This window comes from Streptococcus sp. 'caviae' (assembly GCF_001937065.1).
Lineage (GTDB): Bacteria > Bacillota > Bacilli > Lactobacillales > Streptococcaceae > Streptococcus.
This window is the reverse complement of the sequence record NZ_MOWR01000007.1, coordinates 77,801-95,565: the sequence shown is the minus strand read 5'-3', so window position 1 is coordinate 95,565 and position 17,765 is coordinate 77,801. Positions and strand designations below refer to the sequence as shown.

General features: G+C 44.8%; 15 protein-coding genes. 13 read left to right on the top strand and 2 right to left on the bottom strand.

From position 1 onward, the window contains the following. The first annotated feature begins 8 nt into the window (after positions 1-8). From asnS to BMI76_RS07935, 3 genes are all read left to right on the top strand, one after another. Positions 9-1,355 carry an asparagine--tRNA ligase gene (gene asnS / locus BMI76_RS07945; RefSeq protein ID WP_075347042.1) on the top strand — a complete coding sequence of 449 codons (1,347 nt, stop codon included), beginning with the start codon at positions 9-11 and terminating at the stop codon, positions 1,353-1,355. Between the two features lie 255 nt (positions 1,356-1,610). After that, positions 1,611-2,702, top strand: a complete 1,092-nt coding sequence (locus tag BMI76_RS07940) for an iron-containing alcohol dehydrogenase family protein (protein ID WP_075347041.1) — start codon at positions 1,611-1,613, stop codon at positions 2,700-2,702. 25 nt (positions 2,703-2,727) lie between these two features. Next, positions 2,728-3,105, top strand: coding sequence for a RidA family protein (locus BMI76_RS07935; protein WP_075347040.1), 378 nt, complete (start codon positions 2,728-2,730; stop codon positions 3,103-3,105). Between the two features lie 149 nt (positions 3,106-3,254). Here BMI76_RS07935 and BMI76_RS10775 read toward each other — a convergent pair whose 3' ends face one another. Both BMI76_RS10775 and BMI76_RS10770 read right to left on the bottom strand, forming a co-directional pair. Beyond that, complete coding sequence (locus tag BMI76_RS10775) at positions 3,255-5,825, bottom strand: acyl-CoA dehydratase activase-related protein (RefSeq protein WP_180372835.1); 2,571 nt, start codon at positions 5,823-5,825, stop codon at positions 3,255-3,257. An 11-nt stretch (positions 5,826-5,836) separates the two neighbouring features. Continuing rightward, positions 5,837-7,639, bottom strand: a complete 1,803-nt coding sequence (locus BMI76_RS10770) for a BadF/BadG/BcrA/BcrD ATPase family protein (protein ID WP_180372834.1) — start codon at positions 7,637-7,639, stop codon at positions 5,837-5,839. Between the two features lie 498 nt (positions 7,640-8,137). Here BMI76_RS10770 and BMI76_RS07925 point away from each other — a divergent pair, with 498 nt between their 5' ends. From BMI76_RS07925 to BMI76_RS07880, 10 genes are all read left to right on the top strand, one after another. After that, positions 8,138-8,746: a TetR/AcrR family transcriptional regulator gene (locus BMI76_RS07925; protein WP_075347039.1), complete on the top strand. Its 609-nt coding sequence runs from the start codon at positions 8,138-8,140 to the stop codon at positions 8,744-8,746. A gap of 104 nt (positions 8,747-8,850) precedes the next feature. Next, positions 8,851-9,624: a DUF1003 domain-containing protein gene (locus tag BMI76_RS07920; protein ID WP_075347038.1), complete on the top strand. Its 774-nt coding sequence runs from the start codon at positions 8,851-8,853 to the stop codon at positions 9,622-9,624. Further along, positions 9,617-10,507 carry an RNase adapter RapZ gene (gene rapZ, locus BMI76_RS07915; protein ID WP_075347037.1) on the top strand — a complete coding sequence of 297 codons (891 nt, stop codon included), beginning with the start codon at positions 9,617-9,619 and terminating at the stop codon, positions 10,505-10,507. The genes BMI76_RS07920 and rapZ overlap by 8 nt, the downstream gene beginning before the upstream one ends. Beyond that, positions 10,504-11,481, top strand: a complete 978-nt coding sequence (locus tag BMI76_RS07910; protein WP_075347036.1) for a YvcK family protein — start codon at positions 10,504-10,506, stop codon at positions 11,479-11,481. Before rapZ ends, BMI76_RS07910 begins: the two co-directional genes overlap by 4 nt. Then, positions 11,478-12,389 carry a DNA-binding protein WhiA gene (gene whiA / locus BMI76_RS07905; protein ID WP_075347035.1) on the top strand — a complete coding sequence of 304 codons (912 nt, stop codon included), beginning with the start codon at positions 11,478-11,480 and terminating at the stop codon, positions 12,387-12,389. Before BMI76_RS07910 ends, whiA begins: the two co-directional genes overlap by 4 nt. A 17-nt stretch (positions 12,390-12,406) precedes the next feature. Then, a complete protein-coding gene (locus BMI76_RS07900) occupies positions 12,407-13,804 on the top strand; it encodes a C69 family dipeptidase (protein WP_075347034.1) in 1,398 nt (465 codons plus the stop codon). Between the two features lie 321 nt (positions 13,805-14,125). Beyond that, positions 14,126-15,649: a zinc ABC transporter substrate-binding protein AdcA gene (locus tag BMI76_RS07895; RefSeq protein ID WP_075347033.1), complete on the top strand. Its 1,524-nt coding sequence runs from the start codon at positions 14,126-14,128 to the stop codon at positions 15,647-15,649. Between the two features lie 174 nt (positions 15,650-15,823). Beyond that, complete coding sequence (locus tag BMI76_RS07890) at positions 15,824-16,774, top strand: zinc-binding dehydrogenase (RefSeq protein ID WP_075347032.1); 951 nt, start codon at positions 15,824-15,826, stop codon at positions 16,772-16,774. A gap of 91 nt (positions 16,775-16,865) precedes the next feature. Then, complete coding sequence (locus BMI76_RS07885; RefSeq protein ID WP_075347031.1) at positions 16,866-17,213, top strand: cupin domain-containing protein; 348 nt, start codon at positions 16,866-16,868, stop codon at positions 17,211-17,213. Next, positions 17,206-17,511 (top strand): acetate kinase, encoded by a 306-nt coding sequence (locus BMI76_RS07880; protein WP_075347030.1) that lies wholly within the window; start codon positions 17,206-17,208, stop codon positions 17,509-17,511. Before BMI76_RS07885 ends, BMI76_RS07880 begins: the two co-directional genes overlap by 8 nt. Positions 17,512-17,765 lie beyond the last annotated feature (254 nt).

Sequence of the window (17,765 nt, the reverse complement as noted above, 5' to 3'; positions counted from 1 at the left end):
CACTATACATGTCTAAAGAGTTAGTATCTATTATTGACGTTCCAAAACATGTTGGCGAAGAGGTGACCATTGGTGCCTGGGTTGCCAACAAATCAGGCAAAGGTAAAATTGCCTTTCTCCAGCTGCGTGACGGATCTGCCTTTTTCCAGGGCGTGGCCTTTAAACCAAACTTTATCGAAAAATTTGGGGAAGAAGAAGGACTTGAAAAATTCACTGCCATCAAGCATCTGAATCAGGAAACGGCTGTTTTGGTGACAGGAATTGTCAAAGAAGATGAACGGTCAAAATTTGGCTATGAGCTCGATGTAAAGGATCTTGAAGTAATTGGGGAATCGGAAAATTACCCCATTACTCCCAAGGAACACGGAACTGATTTTTTGATGGACCACCGTCATCTCTGGCTGCGTTCACGAAAGCAAATGGCCATCATGCAAATTCGCAATGCTGTTATTTATGCTTCTTATGAATTTTTTGATCAAAACGGCTTCATCAAATTTGACAGCCCAATCTTATCAGGCAATGCTGCTGAAAACACGACGGATCTTTTTGAGACCGATTATTTTGGAGAGCCTGCCTTTCTCAGCCAGTCCGGCCAGCTCTATCTGGAAGCAGGGGCTATGGCGCTCGGCCGCGTCTTTGACTTTGGACCTGTTTTCCGTGCCGAAAAATCAAAGACCCGCCGCCATCTGACAGAATTTTGGATGATGGATGCCGAATATCCTTTCCTGTCGCATGAGCAGTCCCTCGACTTGCAGGAAGCTTATGTCAAAGCACTCATTCAGGGTGTTCTTGATCGGGCACCGCAGGCTCTTGATATTTTAGAGCGTGATACTGATTTACTCAAAAGATATATTGCAGAACCCTTTAAGCGTGTATCCTATGACGATGCCATTACTCTTCTTCAGGAGCATGAAGCAGATGAGGATGCTGATTATGAGCATGTTGAGCATGGAGATGACTTTGGATCGCCTCATGAAACATGGATTTCCAATTACTTTGGCCTCCCAACTTTTGTAGTCAATTATCCGGCCGACTTAAAAGCTTTTTACATGAAACCGGTCCCTGGCAATCCGGATCGTGTTCTCTGTGCTGATTTGCTTGCACCGGAGGGCTATGGTGAAATTATCGGCGGTTCCGAACGTGAAACGGATTATGATACCCTGCTTGAGAAAATCAAAGAAAACGGACTTAATCCGGATGACTATGCCTTCTATCTTGACCTGCGCAAATACGGTTCTGTTCCCCACTGCGGCTTTGGTCTTGGATTGGAGCGCATGGTGACCTTTTTAGCAGGAACTAAGCATATTCGCGAAGCTATTCCTTTCCCGCGCATGCTCCATCGAATTGAACCGTAATTTTTGTCACTTTATTATTGAATCTGATGAAAGAGAGCAGGACAGGCACGCCATCATAGGTGGTCTGTTCCGCTCTTTTTTTATTTAGAAAGTCTTTGTTTTAATCTTCTGGATATTCTGCTATAATAAAAGGCATCGGGCAGGTATAAGAGAACCTTCAAACAGCTTGAAAGGGATCTTTTATCTCTGTTTCGTTGCTAGATTGTCACCGCCTAGAAAAAGACGATGGCCACTTATTTCATAGGAGGAACTAAAATGACAACTACTGTAATGGCAAACTATAGCTATGGTGAAGACTGCTATCAGGAAATTCCTGAGGTCCTAAAACCCTACCACATTAAGCGTGTGGTTTTGATTGGCGGAAAGAGAGCCTTGGCCAGCAGCGAGGATGAGGTCCGTGGTATTTTGGAACAGGCGGATATTGAAGTGACGGGCAGTTTTGTTTATGGTGTCGATTCGACACAAACAAACATTGATAAACTGGCAGCTAATCCGGATGTAGAGCGAGCGGATGCTATTTTTGGCTTCGGCGGCGGAAAGGCTCTTGATACAGCTAAAATGGTTGCCAAAGAACTGAACAAACCGACCTTTACCTTCCCAACGATTTGTTCCAATTGCTCAGCTGGGACTGCAATCGCAGTCGTCTACAATGATGATCATTCCCTTTTGAGGTACGGCTATCCTGACTCACCGCTCCATATTTTCATCAACACGCGGATTATTGCAGAAGCACCGGAAAAATATTTTTGGGCCGGCATTGGCGATGGTATTTCGAAAGCTCCTGAAGTAGAGCATGCGATCAAGGAAGCAAAGAAAAAGGGAACAGCAGAGCTTCCTCATACCGCAGCATTAGGTGAGGCTGTGGCACTGTCTTCAAAGGATGCCTTTTACCGCTACGGTCAGCAAGGGCTGGAAGATGTTCGAAACAACAAACCATCTCGGGCAGTTGAAGAAATTGCACTTGATATCGTGGTATCAACCGGCTATGCCTCTAATTTGGTCAACCAGCCTGATTTTTACTACAATTCTTGTCATGCCCATGCTTTTTATAATGGCACAACTGCCGTTCAGCGTGAAGGCGAATATCTCCATGGCATGGTTGTTTCGTACGGTGTGCTGGTCCTGCATGCTTATTTTGATGAGCAAGAAGAACTAAAACGTGTGGCCAAGTTCAATAAGGCATTAGGATTGCCGATTAGGCTGCGGGACTTAGGACTGACTCAGGAAGATATCCCTAAAATTGTTGAGGTTGCCCTAACCACCAATGAATACCGCAATACGCCTTTTGACCCTGAAAAATTTGCTCAGGCCATTCGCACGGTCGATTCGCTTGGTCAGCAGCTATAAGTAGATAAAAAGAAAGAAGGAAAAAATGAAAAATATTCACACAGATAAAGCACCCGCCGCTATCGGCCCTTACGTCCAAGGAAAAATTGCCGGCAATCTGCTATTTGCATCCGGCCAAATTGCTCTTTCACCGGAAACCGGTGAAATCGTCGGTGAAACCATTGAGGAACAAACACAGCAGGTCTTAAAAAATATCTCAGCTATTCTGTCAGAAGCAGGTACGGACTTTGACCATGTTGTTAAAACGACTTGTTTTTTGGCTGACATCAAGGATTTTGTTCCCTTTAATGAGGTTTATGCAACAGCTTTCGGTCAGGACTTTCCGGCTCGTTCCGCTGTTGAAGTTGCCCGTCTGCCCAAAGATGCTAAGATTGAAATTGAAGTTATCGCTTCCATTGACTGATAACAGCAGATACAAAAACTCGAGTTTATCGCCCGAGCTTTTGTTTATTTTGAGAAAGAAAAGCATTGATAAAACGTTCAAAACGAGAGGCGGAGCCATCATGGATGTCTGTTCCGCTCTCTCGTTTTTTAGGTCAGTCAGCGGTTTTGCTAGGCCTTTTGCATTTTCTTAGCGGTGGTCATCATGAGACGGATACGGTTGAGCTGATTGACTTCTGATGAACCCGGATCGTAGTCAATGGGAGCGATATTGGCACCCTTGTATTGGCGGCGCAGCTCCTTGATCATTCCTTTGCCAACAATGTGGTTAGGCAGGCAGCCAAATGGCTGCAGGCAAACGATATTTTTAACATCGTTGTTGAGCAGTTCAATCATTTCACCTGTCAGGAACCAGCCTTCGCCGGTATGGTTACCAATAGAAATAATCTTAGAGGCACCGTCAGCAATGTCATAGATGGACTCAATGCCTTCAAAGCGCTGCGATTTTTCCAGAGCCTTATTCATGGGTTTTTCAAGGAGGTTAATGGCATCGATCCCCAGTTTAGCCAGACGCTTGGTCTTGCTGCTCATATTGAGCTCATCAGCCTTCCAAATTTGGTTGAAGAGGGAGTAGTTCATAAAACCGATCAAATCAGGGACAACGGCTTCACCGCCTTCTCTTTCGATGATACCGACGATGTCATTATTGGCAGTGGGTGCATATTTGACTAGAATTTCACCGACCACGCCGACACGGGGTTTGTGACCGAAGTCAAAGGTTTCAAGCGTGTCAAAATCACGAATGATACGTTTCATATTGCGGTTAAATTCAAAGTAAGAACCAGATTTGATATTTTTCCTAGCGGTGCTCAGCCATTTGTCATAAAGAGCATTGGCAGAGCCGGCAACCTTTTCGTAAGGGCGGACGCGGTAGAGAACGCGTTCAAAAAGGTCGCCGTAGAGAACAGCAATGAGCAGCCGCTTGACAAAGGGTAGAGTGATGTTCCAGCCAGGTGTTTCTTCAGTCCCTTGATTGCCCATGGAAATTGAAACAACTGGAATTTGCGGGAAGCCGGCATCCTTTAAGGCCTTGCGCAGGAGCGGTATATAGTTGGTTGCCCGGCAGCCGCCGCCTGTTTGCGTCATCATGACACTGGTATTGTTCAGGTCGTACTTGCCGCTTTCCAAGGCCTCAACCAGCTGGCCGATAGTGATGATAGCGGGATAGCAGGCATCATTGTGAACAAATTTGAGGCCGACATCAACGGCTTCTCGGTCCATGGCAGGCAGAATAACAACATTGTAACCGGCCTGCTTGAAAGCTTCTTCAATAAGTCCGTTTTGATGGATAGGGGACAGCATGGGCATAAGCAGGGTATGGGTTTTCTTCATCTCTTTAGTGAAGACAGGATCGGCCGGCAGATCTTTTTCAGTTTGACTGGTAAATTGCGGCGCTTGATTGAAGATGTGGTCAAGATTAGCTTTTCTGAGTTTGTTATCACGTTCTTCTACAGCAGCCTTGAGCGAACGCAGGCGGATGCGGATGGCCCCCATATTGCTGCCTTCGTCGATTTTTAGGACGGTGTAAAGTTTATTGTGACCGCGCATGATTTCTTCCACTTGATCGGTCGTCACCGCATCGAGGCCGCAGCCAAAACTGTTTAACTGAACCAGTTCCAGATTAGGGTTTTTAGCGACGACTTTGGCTGCTGCATAGAGGCGAGAGTGGTAAACCCATTGGTTGACAACGCGCAGGCCGGAGACTTCTTCCAGACCTGACACCATGTCTTCTGTCAAAACATGGAAGCCTTCCTGAACAATGATATTGGCAATTCCATGGTTAATTTCCGGATCGAGATGATAGGGACGGCCGGAGAGGACAATAGCCTTTTCCCCATTCATGCTGATGGCTGTCAGCAGTTCATCAGCTTTTTTCTGCAAATCAGCCTTGAAATCGGCCAAAGCTTGGTAGCCGTGGTTAACAGCCTTGCGAATGTGCTCAGGCCTTATATCATCGTAGTCAGCAAAGGCCTGCGATAAAGAATGCACAAGGGTTTCAGGATCAGCCAAATTAACGAAAGGGTGGTAAAATTTAACGTCGCCGTCCCGAATGGAATCCATATTTTTTTCGATCACTTCCGGATATCCTTGGACGATAGGGCAGTTGTAGTGGTTGGGTGCCTTGCTGTTTTCCACGCGTTCATAGATAACGCTGGGGTAAAAGATGGCATCTACTTTTTTATCAATCAGGGACTGGATATGACCGTGCACCATCTTGGCAGGGTAGCAGACTGTATCGCTGGGAATAGTTTCGATTCCTTTTTCAAAGAGCTTCTTGTCAGACTTTGGGGAAATCTGCACGCGAAAACCAAGATCGGTCAGCACCGTATGCCAGAGGGGATAATTCTCATACATGTTGAGTACACGCGGAATTCCCATAACACCGTGGACGGCATCGCGTTTTGACAGTGCTTTAAATTTAAAGAGCTTTTTATATTTATAATCAACCAGATTTTCTTTTTGCTTGCTGCGGTCGAATTTAATCTTAGTGACCTTTTCAGCTCCGCGTTCACAGCGGTTGCCGGTAACAAATTTTGAACCATCATTGAAAATGGTGACCGTCAAGGCACAGTTGTTTTCGCACAGACCGCAGCGCGTGAATTCTTTTTTCGCGGTAAAGGTGTCTAATTCATCCAGATTCATGATGCTTGAACGTTTGCGGTGTATCAGTTGTTCAGACATAGCATTCTCCTTTAGCCCCTAGCCATTTCCGGCTGGGCAGCTCTTTGGTCAGTTTGTTCTTGATTGTCCAAGGTAAGCTCGTCTTCGTATTTCTCTTGGGCAATGAGAGCGCAGCCATAGGCTCCCATGAGGCCGGCAATATTGGGACGAACGACTTGGCGGCCGGACACCAGTTCAAAGGCACGAAGCACTGCTTCATTGTAGAAGGTGCCGCCTTGGCAGACAATTTTTTCACCTAAATCTTCAGGGCGTTTGAGTTTGATAACCTTATAGAGGGCATTTTTGATGACTGAGTAAGACAGTCCTGCGGAAATATCGGCAATGGTGGCACCTTCTTTTTGGACTTGTTTGACTTTTGAATTCATAAAAACAGTGCATTTTGACCCCAGATCGACCGGATGTTCAGCCAGCAGGGCGACCTGAGCGAAGTCCTTGACATCATATTTCAGCGATTTGGCGAAAGTTTCAATGAAAGAGCCGCAGCCAGATGAACAGGCCTCGTTAAGCTGAATGCTTGACAGAGCCCCGTCCTGAACAGACATGGCTTTCATGTCCTGCCCGCCGATATCTAAAATAAAATCAACACCGGGGTTAAAATAATTGGCAGCCTTGAAGTGGGCAACGGTTTCTACCTCGCCATAATCCACCCGCAGGGCAGCCTTGATTAAATTTTCACCGTAGCCGGTCACGCAGGAACGAGCAATGAAAGCCTCCTGGGGCAGCTGACGATACAAGTCTTTCAAAACAGCAATGACATTTTCCAAGGGCTGGCCTTGATTGTTGCTGTAATGCTGGAAGAGAATGTTACCACAAGGGTCGGTTAAGATGACTTTTGAAGTCGTAGAACCGGCATCTATACCCAAGAAAACAGGACCGGAGACAGCTGCAATATCCTTGTACTTGGCGCTGGCTTCATCATGACGCTCACGCCAGTCGTCCAGCTCTGCCTGATTTTCAAAAAGATGCTCCAAGGTATTTTGAGGAACCAGAGATTTTGAGGTGTTTTGTTCAAGATTATCAATAATTTGTGTCAGGCTCAGCTGGGCTTGATCTTCTTCCAGAGCTGCCCCCATAGCGACAAAGAGCTGCGGGTTTTCCGGGAAAATCACATGTTCGGGAGCAATATTTAAGGTTTCAATGAAGCGCTGGCGGAGCTCACTCATAAAGAAGAGCGGACCGCCTAAAAAGGCTATGTTGCCAGTGATTTTACGGCCCGAAGCAAGGCCTGCGATAGTTTGGTTGACGACAGCTTGGAAAATAGAAGCGGCAATGTCTTCCTTGCGGGCTCCTTCGTTGATGAGGGGCTGTACATCTGTTTTGGCGAAAACACCGCAGCGGCTGGCAATGGGATAGATGGTTTGGTAATCTTTGGCCAGTTCGTTGACACCATTAGCATCAGTCTTTAAAAGCTCTGCCATTTGATCAATAAAGGCTCCCGTACCGCCCGCACAGGTTCCGTTCATCCGCTGTTCCAGCGTATCGCCAAAGAAGGTCATCTTGGCATCTTCACCGCCTAACTCAATGACTACATCGGTTTGCGGAATGAGCTTTTCAACGGTGGTGGTGGCAGCGATAACTTCCTGAACAAAGGGAATATTGGCAGCATCCGACAGGCCGATGCCTCCTGAACCAGTAATAGCAATGCTGACTTCTTGATCACCAATATCAGCAATAGCTTCCTTTAGTACTTTAACAGTGGCTGTTTTGACGTCTGAAAAATGGCGCTGATAGCGTGAAAAAAGTAACTTATCATTTTCATCAAAGACAACCAGTTTAACGGTTGTTGACCCGACATCAATTCCTGCTTTATACATATTAAGACAGCACATAGGGGCAAACAAGCGGCAGACATGGAGAAATAGGCTCAGGTTCTGACCCTATCTCATACTGAATAGCTGAAATAAGCCTTTTTTCAGATACTGTGAGCTGCTGAAATCTTGCCCGCCTTGATCCTTTCTTTTGTTTTTAGGCGACAGGCTGTCGGTTCTGCAACAATCTGTTGCTTAATCAACAGTCTGTCTGTTATAATATTATTATAAAACTCATCAAGACAAATGCAATCGTTGATTTTTTAAAAACTGTTGTTTAAGCAACACATGACCAACAAAGTGTTGATTATCTTGCTAATAATCATCCTGACGGGGATAAGCTAACGGTGGCAGTCTTAAATATTCAGCCTCAGCATTAAGCTTTGTCATAAGGTACAGGCAGGCTTGCTTTTAGATGGTATCCGTTGTTTATGGCAGCTGATCCGGCTGACAGTTTTACCGGATTGGTGAGGGACTATTTTGGTTTTAAGAGAAAGAACGTTCATGAAATTTACAGATATTCGTTACCTGCGGACAGAAAAACTTATTTTTGATGCTTTTACCAAGCTTTTGAGTGAAAAGCCCTATGAAAAAATTACAGTGCAGGACATTGCAGATGAAGCCATGATTAACCGTGCAACCTTTTATGCCCATTATGCAGACAAGGATGAGCTGCAGCAGGGTATTCAAAAACAGCTCCTGCAGGAGCTGTCTGATATGATTGATGCGGCTCAGGTAACAAACGGCGATATTGTGCAGGTTAGAAAAGCTGAGAATCTATTGGCCGATTTCTATCACAGTCTGGAAAAAAATCGCTCCATTGCCAAAATCGCCTTAAAGAGTATTTCGCAGGAAATCATGCAGGAAAATTTCGGCAAGCTCTTAAGAGAAAAGTATGCTGATTTGCTGGAAAAATTAAACGTTACAGAATCTGGCGAGTCAGTGCCTACGGATTTTATCGTTGCTTATCTGACCAGTATTTTTACAGGGACGCTCATGTGGTGGATCAAATCTGATTTTGACATGCCCGCTAAAGAACTGGCACGTCTGGTTATTACTCTGGTCAGCAATGGGCATTTAACTGTTCTGGGAGTGACGATTAATCGTGATTAAAAGCGGGCGCTGTTTCAAGTCCGTTTTTTAGCGATCTGCTCCTTTAAAAAGTCCGCTAAAGCGGTTTTTTTGCTATAATAGAAGCAATAGAAAGAAGGCAGGATATGACCAAGGATGAACGGTTAGTGGATGCTATTGACCATAAAAGCTATCTGTTAGAGGAAGGGATTTTTTTATCTGATTTGGATAAGCGTCTGCAAAAGCTCCTCTTGCAGCATCATCCTCAGCTGACTGAGCAAAGTTTTATCAGCCATAAGAATCTGGCGCAGTTTCGCTTGATGTTTTTACAGGAGATTGTTAAAAAGGCTAATAAAAAGAACGATTACGTCCGTGAAACGGTTTATGAAGTAAGCAAAAATCAGGACTATATGCCCTTAGATCTGCAGGAAGAGTGGGACAGCAAAATTACATTTGGTCAGCGAATAGCTGATGATGTTGCGCGCTTTGGCGGTTCATGGACCTTCATCATCTGCTTTGTAGCCTTGATGGTTCTGTGGATGGCTTTCAATGTTATTAAACCTTTTGGCTTGGTCTTTGATGCCTATCCTTTCATTCTTTTGAATTTGGCTCTGTCTACCTTGGCGGCTATTCAGGCTCCTTTGATTATGATGAGCCAAAACCGTGCCTCGGACTATGACCGTCTGCAGGCTAAAAATGACTATAATGTTAACAAAAAATCGGAAGAGGGCGTGAGACTTCTGCATGCTAAGATTGACCATTTGGTGCACCAAGATCAGTCAGACCTTTTGGAAATTCAGAAATTGCAGGCAGAAATGCTGGTTTCTATCACCAAACAGCTAGCGGATATGCAGGAGCAAAATCAGGCCTTGATGGAAAAAGTGGAAGAGCTAGAAAAAAGGAGCAGTGAAAATGTCTGACAAAAAAATTGATCTTGTCTTTGTTACAGGTATGAGCGGTGCCGGGAAAACCGTTGCCATCCAGTCTTTTGAAGATTTAGGTTACTTTACAATTGATAATATGCCGCCGGCCTTGGTGCCCAAATTTTTAGAATTGGTTGAAAGCAGCGGTGAAAATGACAAGGTTGCCCTGGTAGTGGATATGCGCAGCCGCCTTTTTTTCAAGGAGGTCAGCTCTGTTTTGGACAAGATAGAACTCAACGATTCTATTAATTTTCGCATTCTCTTTTTAGATGCCACTGACAGTGAATTAGTATCACGCTACAAGGAAACCCGCCGCAGCCATCCTTTGGCAGCAACAGGCCGTGTTTTGGACGGTATTGCGCTTGAACGCAAGCTCTTGGCGCCTTTAAAGAACCTCAGCCAGAATGTTGTCGATACGACAGAATTAACACCGCGGCAGCTGCGCAAAACCATCACAGATCAGTTTTCAGGGGAACAAAATCAAGCCAGTTTTCACTTAGAAGTTGTCAGCTTTGGTTTTAAATACGGTCTGCCTTTGGACGCTGATTTGGTATTTGATGTGCGCTTTCTGCCCAATCCCTACTATAAACCCGAACTGCGCAACAAAACTGGTCTTGACAAAGATGTCTCAGACTATGTCATGAATCATGAGGAATCAGAGGAATTCTATCACAATCTTTTAGCTCTGATAAAACCTATCCTGCCCGGTTATCAAAAAGAAGGAAAATCCGTTTTAACCATCGCTATTGGCTGCACAGGCGGTCAGCATCGCAGCGTGGCCTTTGCCCACCGCTTGGCGGAAGACTTAAAGCACAATTGGACCGTTCATGAAAGCCACCGTGATAAGAATCGACGTAAGGAGACAGTGAATCGCTCATGAGAAAACCAAGAATAACCCTTATTGGCGGCGGTACAGGCTTGCCTGTTCTTTTAAGCAGTCTGCGTCATGAAGATGTGGATATTACAGCTATTGTCACGGTGGCAGATGACGGCGGCAGTTCCGGAGCGATTCGCCATGTCATGCAGCTGACTCCTCCTGGAGACCTCAGAAATGTTCTGGTAGCGATGAGCGATATGCCCAGATTTTACGAGAAAATTTTTCAATACCGTTTTAATGCCGAAGACGGTGCGCTTGCTGGGCACCCGCTGGGCAACTTAATCATTGCCGGCATTTCAGAAATGCAAGGTTCTACCTATAATGCCATGCAGATTCTGTCCAAATTTTTCCACGTTACTGGCAAAATCTATCCCTCCAGTGAAAAAGCTCTGACGCTTCATGCTGTTTTTCAGGACGGTCAGGAGGTTGTCGGTGAGAGTCAGATTGCCAAGCACAAGGGCATGATAGACCATGTTTATGTAACCAACAGCTATGACGACGCCAAACCTGCTGCCAGCCGCAAGGTTGTTGATGCCATCATGGATAGTGATATGATTGTCTTGGGACCCGGTTCACTTTTTACTTCGATTTTGCCAAACTTGGTTATTGATGAGATCGGGAAAGCACTCTGTGAGACCAAGGCAGAAGTGGCTTACGTCTGCAATATCATGACCCAATACGGAGAGACCGAGCATTTTACCGATGCGGACCATGTGCGGGTGCTCAACCGTCATTTGGGGCAGCAGTTTATTGATACAGTCTTGGTCAATGTTGAGCAGGTACCTAAAGAGTACATGAATTCTAATAAATTTGATGAATATCTCGTTCAGGTGGAGCACGATTTTGCCGGCCTTAAAGAGCAGGTGCCCCGTGTTGTTTCGTCAAACTTCCTCTGTTTGGAAAATGGCGGCGCTTTTCACAACGGCAAGAGTGTTGTTGCCGAGCTGATGAGCCTGATTAGAATGAAAGAATTATGAGTTTTACCACATCTGTTAAAGAAGAAATTTTAAATTTAGACACAGCTGACAAAAATGAATTGTCAGCTATTATTAAAATGTCGGGGAATTTGGGCCTGACCCAGCAAGGTCTGACCCTGTCCATTATTACCGAAAATGCCAAAATCGCCCGTCATATCTATGCCCTGCTGGAGCAATTTTATCAGATAGCCCCTGAAATCAAGTACCACCAAAAGACCAATCTGAGAAAAAATCGAGTCTATACGGTTTTTCTTGAGCATCATGTGGATAAGATACTGTCTGATTTGCAGCTGTCGGATTCCTTTTTTGGCATTGAGACGGGGATTCAGAAAAAAATCCTGTCTGACGATGATGCGGGACGCTCCTATTTACGAGGGGCCTTTCTGTCTGCCGGTTCGATCAGAGACCCGGAATCCGGCAAATACCAGCTGGAAATTTTTTCGGTCTATTTAGATCATGCTCAGGATCTTGCCCAGCTGATGCAAAAATTTATGCTGGATGCCAAGGTGATTGAGCACAAGCACGGTGCGGTTACTTACCTGCAAAAGGCAGAAGATATCATGGATTTTCTGATTGTTATCGGCAGTATGGAGGCCATGCTGGCCTTTGAAAAAATCAAAATCATGCGGGAAACCAGAAATGATGTCAATCGTGCCAATAATGCAGAAACTGCTAATATTGCCAGGACTGTCAGCGCCAGCATGAGAACAATCAATAATATTATTAAAATCAGGGACAGTGTTGGTCTGGAAAGTCTGCCCTTGGAGCTGCAGCAGATTGCTCAGATAAGAGCGGCCAATCCTGATTTTTCCATCCAGCAGATTGCCGACAGTCTGGATACTCCTTTGACTAAAAGCGGTGTCAATCACAGGCTGCGAAAAATCAATAAGATAGCAGAAGAATTATAATAAAGGAGACGCTTTATATGACGTGCACAACTATTCTGGTTGGTAAAAAGGCCAGCTACGACGGCTCCACCATGATTGCCAGAACCGAAGATTCACAAAGCGGCGATTTCTGTCCTAAAAAGTTTGAAGCCATCACTCCTCAAAAACAACCCCGGCATTATCAGGCTGTTTTGTCGTCTTTTCACATGGACTTACCAGACAATCCCCTATCTTACACCTGCGTTCCCAACGCTTTGGATAAGGATGGCATCTGGGGAGAAGCAGGTATTAATGAGGCCAATGTAGCCATGAGTGCCACCGAGACCATCACCACCAACAGCCGTGTTTTAGGGGCAGATCCCTTGGTTGAATCAGGCATTGGCGAAGAAGACATGCTGACCTTAGTTTTGCCTTATATTCATTCCGCGCGTGAGGGTGTTGAACGTCTGGGGAAACTCCTTGAAGAATACGGCACCTATGAGTCCAATGGTGTCGCTTTTTCGGATAGTGCTGACATTTGGTGGCTGGAAACTGTTGGCGGCCATCACTGGATTGCCCGCCGCGTTCCGGATGACTCTTATGTTGTCAATCCTAATCAGTTAGGCATTGACCATTTTGAATTCAATAATCCCGATGACTACCTTTTTTCCAGTGATTTAAGAAGTTTTATTGAGGAAAATCATCTTGATTTGACTTATTCCAATGAGCATTTCAATCCGCGCTATGCCTTTGGCAGCCAAAAGGACAAGGACAGACATTACAATACGCCTCGTGCCTGGGCCGTGCAGCATTTTTTCAATCCCGAAATGGAGCAGGATCCGCGCAGCTTCTTTCTTCCTTGGTCGCAGAAGTCTTACCGCAAGATTACCGTGGAAGATATTAAGTATGTTTTAAGCAGTCACTATCAAGACACGGCTTTTGATCCTTACGGTCCTGAAGGAGATAAGATCAGCCGAACGGCTTTTAGAACGATTGGCATCAATCGCACCAGTCAGACTGCCCTGCTGCAGATAAGGCCTGATAAAGCTCAGTCAGTCAGAGGTGTTCAGTGGCTTTCCTATGGTTCCATGCCGTTTAATACCATGGTACCCTTCTTTACACAGGTGTCAAAAACACCAGACTATTTTGCCAATACCACTGACAAGGTATCTACGGATAGTTTTTACTGGGTCAACCGTTTGATTGCCGCCCTTGCCGATCCTCATTACCATCAGCATGAGAGTGATTTAGATGCTTATGTTGAAAAAACAATGGCTCAAGGGCATGCCATGCTTCATCGTATTGATAAGGCCTTGGCAGCAGGAGAAGCCGTTGATTTTGAAGCGGAGAATCAAGCCATGAGTGATTTTATTGAGCAGGAGACACAGGTGTTGCTTCAAAAAATTCTTTTTGATGCCAGCAATCTGATGACCAATCATTATGGCGTCAGTGATTAAGCTGGTCTTCTTGCTTTCCCAAAACTTATATCAAGCTAAACATGCAGGAGCTGAATGCTGTGCTGACTTTCCAAGCTGTTTTTTTCTATCCGGCTTTTGGGGAGCAGTGCCAGCTGCAGCTTCTTTTTTCGTTAGAAAATTTTATATTCTTCAAATATAGGTTGCTGCCGTCACTTTGCCCTAACCTAGTACAGCCTGCAGCTTGCCGCCCAGTCAATTTTTGATTTTTATTGGATATTGGTGTAAAAAGCTTGCAAAAATTTTTAAATATGCTATACTTAACCAGTAAATAATTAACTGGTTAACGAAAAGGAGATTTGCATGAAGAAAAAACCTGTTATCATCATATCACTGCTCATGGCTATATTGCTGGCAGCCGTCGTCTTTTTAATGAATAGGGAAGAAAGCAGGAAAACTGATGGCAAGATAGCTGTCGTTACCACCTTTTATCCCATGTATGAATTTACGAAAAATATCGTTGGCAATCAAGGACAGGTCTCACTCTTGGTTAAAGCAGGCACGGAGGTCCATGACTTTGAACCTTCAACCAGAGATGTCAGCAAAATCCAGGAAGCCGATGCCTTTGTCTATGATTCTGACAGCATGGAATCCTGGGTGACGTCTGTGAAAAAATCTGTCGATACTAAAAAAGTCCCCTTCATTGAAGCCACTGAAAAGATGATTCTAGCACCGGGAACGGAAGAAGGAGACCATGACCATGGGCATGAAGGACACCATCATGCTTATGATCCGCACGTATGGCTGTCGCCTAAGCGAGCAGTCAGCCTGGTGGAAAATATCCGTGATGAACTCTCACACCATTTTCCTAAGAAGGCCGAGGTCTTTAAGGAAAATGCTGCTGCCTATATCAAAAAATTACAGGCACTGGATAAAGACTACAGCCATGCTCTGAGCAAGGCTCAGCAGAAATCCTTTGTCACACAGCATGCAGCCTTTGGTTACTTAGCCCTTGATTACGGTTTGACACAAATTCCTATTACGGGTTTGACAGCCGAGTCTGAACCCTCAGCCAAGCGCTTAGCTGATCTGTCTCAATATGTCAAGGGATATGGGATTGATTATATTTATTTCGAAGAAAATGCTTCTTCATCAGTTTCCAAAACCTTGGCCGATGAAGCCGGCGTTAAAACGGCTGTACTGAGCCCTCTGGAAAGTCTGACCAAAAAGCAGATGGAGGCTGGCGAGGATTATTTTTCTGTCATGCGGCGCAATCTAAAGGCACTCCGCAAGACGACAGATGCAGCCGGCAAAGCTATCCAGCCTGAAAAAGATAACAGCAAGACTGTTGCTAACGGCTACTTTAAGGATAAGAATGTGAAGGACCGCAAACTCTCCGATTGGACGGGCAAGTGGCAGTCTGTTTATCCTTATTTAAAAGACGGCAGTTTGGACAGTGTCTGGGATTATAAGGCTAAGTCTAAGAAAGATATGACTGCGCAGGAATATAAGGCTTATTACACGAAAGGCTACAAGACAGATGTAGACAAGATTGCTATTGATGGCAAGAAAAATACGGTTACCTTTACCCAAAAAGGCAAGGATTATAAGTACACCTATAAATATGTTGGTTACAAGATTCTTAACTATTCAAAAGGCAATCGCGGGGTGCGCTATCTTTTTGAAACAAAGTCAAAGAATGCCGGTTCCTTCAAATACATTCAATTCAGCGACCATGGCATCAAGCCTCAAAAGGCAGAGCATTTCCATCTGTTCTGGGGCAGTGAGAGTCAGGATAAGCTGCTGGAAGAATTGGAAAACTGGCCAACCTACTATCCCAATAAACTAAGCGGTCAAGAGATCGCCCAGGAAATTGTGGCTCACTAAAGACATCCTGTTAGAATCAAGAAAAAAGCAAAGCAGCCGGCATTTTAAGATGAAGCGGCTGCTTTGCTTTTTGTGAGTCATTGAGGAATGATGAAAAGAGCTATTGAGATGAGTAAACGTTTGCAAATACTTCTGCTATTTCTTATAATAGCAGTAATGAAGAAAGGAGTGCTTATGAAAGCAGCAGTTGTTTATAAAGCTGGCGGTCCGGACACTTTTGTCATCGAGGACAGGCCGCTCCCTAAACTCAAAGACGGCTGGAGTCTCATCAAGGTTTTAGGCTTTGGTATCAACCATTCAGAAATTTTCACAAGGCAGGGGCTGTCTCCCAGTGTCAGCTTTCCCAGAATTTTGGGAATTGAATGTATCGGAGAGGTTGTCCAAACACAGTCTCCCCATCTAAAGGCCGGTCAGCAGATTATTTCTATCATGGGAGAAATGGGACGCGATTTTGATGGTTCTTATGCAGAGTACACCCTTCTGCCGGATGAACAAATCTATCCTGTTAAAACAGATTTGCCGATAGAAAAATTAGCGGCTCTGCCCGAAACCTACTATACTGCCTACGGCGCTTTTAAAAACCTGCAAATCAAAGCAGGAGATGTGACCCTGATACGGGGAGCATCGTCTGGTGTCGGTCTGGCCATGCTCGGTCTGATTAAGGCCCAGTTTCCTCAAAATAAGGTTTTCGGCAGCAGCCGCCATTTAGAAAAAGAGGCCATTTTATTAAACTTAGGCTATGATGGGATCATTCTGGATGAAAACAATGTTTTACAGACGGATTTGCGCTTTGATAAAATTTTAGAATTAATCGGGCCGGCCTCAGTCAAAGATTCTTTTGATCATATTAATGAGCAGGGAATTGTCTGTTCCAATGGCCAGCTGGGCGGCCGCTGGTATCTGGAAGACTTTGATCCGATTATGGAATTAAAGCACAACAGTTACCTGACAAGTTTTTACTCTGGCGATGTGGACCAAGAAAGGCTGCAGGAAATGCTGGACTATGTGGCGAAATTTCAGGTACCGATTCGTGTTGAAAAGATTTTTAAACTAGAGGAAATTAGCAAAGCCCATGCTTATATTGAAAGCACGGCGGGTTTCGGCAAGGTTATTGTTTTAAATTAGGGTTTCTGAGCCCGCAAAACAAGGAGTGATCAGCCTGTCCTGCAGTTTGTAACATACAGTAGAGACCGGTTGTAAAAAGAAGGGAGAAAAGATGGCTTATATTGAAAAACTTCAGCCTAGCAAGGTATTAGATTTAAAAAGGGAAGTTCCAATTGAAGAAGAGCAGATGCTCAGCAAAACACTGGTACAGCGGAAAGATCTGGGAATGACACTTTTCTCACTGGATAAGGATCAGGAAATCAGCCGCCACTCGTCACCGGGTGATGCCATGGTCAATGTTTTAAGCGGTCTGGCAGAAATCACTATTGATGAAGATGTTTTTGAAGTGGCTGCCGGTCAGACCATCATTATGCCGGCGGGTATTCCCCACAGCCTTTATGCCAAGGAAGCCTTTCAAATGCTCTTGGTTGTTGTCAAACCTGAGGTGAGCCATGATTGATAATCTTTTAGACTTAGTAACCTACCATGACGGTCAAATCGCCAGCCGTTCTTTAACTAAGAAATTAGAAATGGCCAGCCCCATTACCCTCTATGCTATGGCTGCAGGAGAGTCCATCAGCAATGAATCCGGTAAACTGACAAAGCTGATTCAGGTGTTGGAGGGCAGCCTTCAAGTTGAGACAGCAGATGAAAAGTACCTGCTTAATGCTCAGGGAATGCTGAGCATCGCTGCTGATCAAGTCCATAATCTCTACGCTCTTAAAGACAGTAAGATTCTGCAGATAGAAGTGAAATAGCTAAGACAGCTGGACAAACGACAACCAAAAAACCTTGCCAAAGCAAGGTTTTCTCAGACTGAAGAAAAAGTCAATTTTTATCAAAAGAACTATTGTGTTATGATACTTTCCTTAGGTAGCACGGACGGTAGCAACTTCCTTTGGAATTTCATACCTAGATTTTGAGCCCAAGTCTCAAAATCTCCGAACGCCAGAAATAAAGTGATTTCTGGCGTTTTTGCTACAGCGGAAAGTATCTGGGGCAGGCTCGTTCA

What these genes read in the sequence shown, in the direction of transcription:
- BMI76_RS10775 (WP_180372835.1), bottom strand. Translation starts at nt 5,825, where the DNA reads ATGTCTGAACAACTGATACACCGCAAACGTTCAAGCATCATGAATCTG.
- BMI76_RS07925 (WP_075347039.1), top strand. Translation starts at nt 8,138, where the DNA reads ATGAAATTTACAGATATTCGTTACCTGCGGACAGAAAAACTTATTTTT.
- BMI76_RS07900 (WP_075347034.1), top strand. Translation starts at nt 12,407, where the DNA reads ATGACGTGCACAACTATTCTGGTTGGTAAAAAGGCCAGCTACGACGGC.
- BMI76_RS07935 (WP_075347040.1), top strand. Translation starts at nt 2,728, where the DNA reads ATGAAAAATATTCACACAGATAAAGCACCCGCCGCTATCGGCCCTTAC.
- BMI76_RS07940 (WP_075347041.1), top strand. Translation starts at nt 1,611, where the DNA reads ATGACAACTACTGTAATGGCAAACTATAGCTATGGTGAAGACTGCTAT.
- BMI76_RS10770 (WP_180372834.1), bottom strand. Translation starts at nt 7,639, where the DNA reads ATGTATAAAGCAGGAATTGATGTCGGGTCAACAACCGTTAAACTGGTT.
- BMI76_RS07890 (WP_075347032.1), top strand. Translation starts at nt 15,824, where the DNA reads ATGAAAGCAGCAGTTGTTTATAAAGCTGGCGGTCCGGACACTTTTGTC.
- BMI76_RS07885 (WP_075347031.1), top strand. Translation starts at nt 16,866, where the DNA reads ATGGCTTATATTGAAAAACTTCAGCCTAGCAAGGTATTAGATTTAAAA.
- rapZ (WP_075347037.1), top strand. Translation starts at nt 9,617, where the DNA reads ATGTCTGACAAAAAAATTGATCTTGTCTTTGTTACAGGTATGAGCGGT.
- BMI76_RS07920 (WP_075347038.1), top strand. Translation starts at nt 8,851, where the DNA reads ATGACCAAGGATGAACGGTTAGTGGATGCTATTGACCATAAAAGCTAT.
- BMI76_RS07880 (WP_075347030.1), top strand. Translation starts at nt 17,206, where the DNA reads ATGATTGATAATCTTTTAGACTTAGTAACCTACCATGACGGTCAAATC.
- BMI76_RS07910 (WP_075347036.1), top strand. Translation starts at nt 10,504, where the DNA reads ATGAGAAAACCAAGAATAACCCTTATTGGCGGCGGTACAGGCTTGCCT.
- BMI76_RS07895 (WP_075347033.1), top strand. Translation starts at nt 14,126, where the DNA reads ATGAAGAAAAAACCTGTTATCATCATATCACTGCTCATGGCTATATTG.
- asnS (WP_075347042.1), top strand. Translation starts at nt 9, where the DNA reads ATGTCTAAAGAGTTAGTATCTATTATTGACGTTCCAAAACATGTTGGC.
- whiA (WP_075347035.1), top strand. Translation starts at nt 11,478, where the DNA reads ATGAGTTTTACCACATCTGTTAAAGAAGAAATTTTAAATTTAGACACA.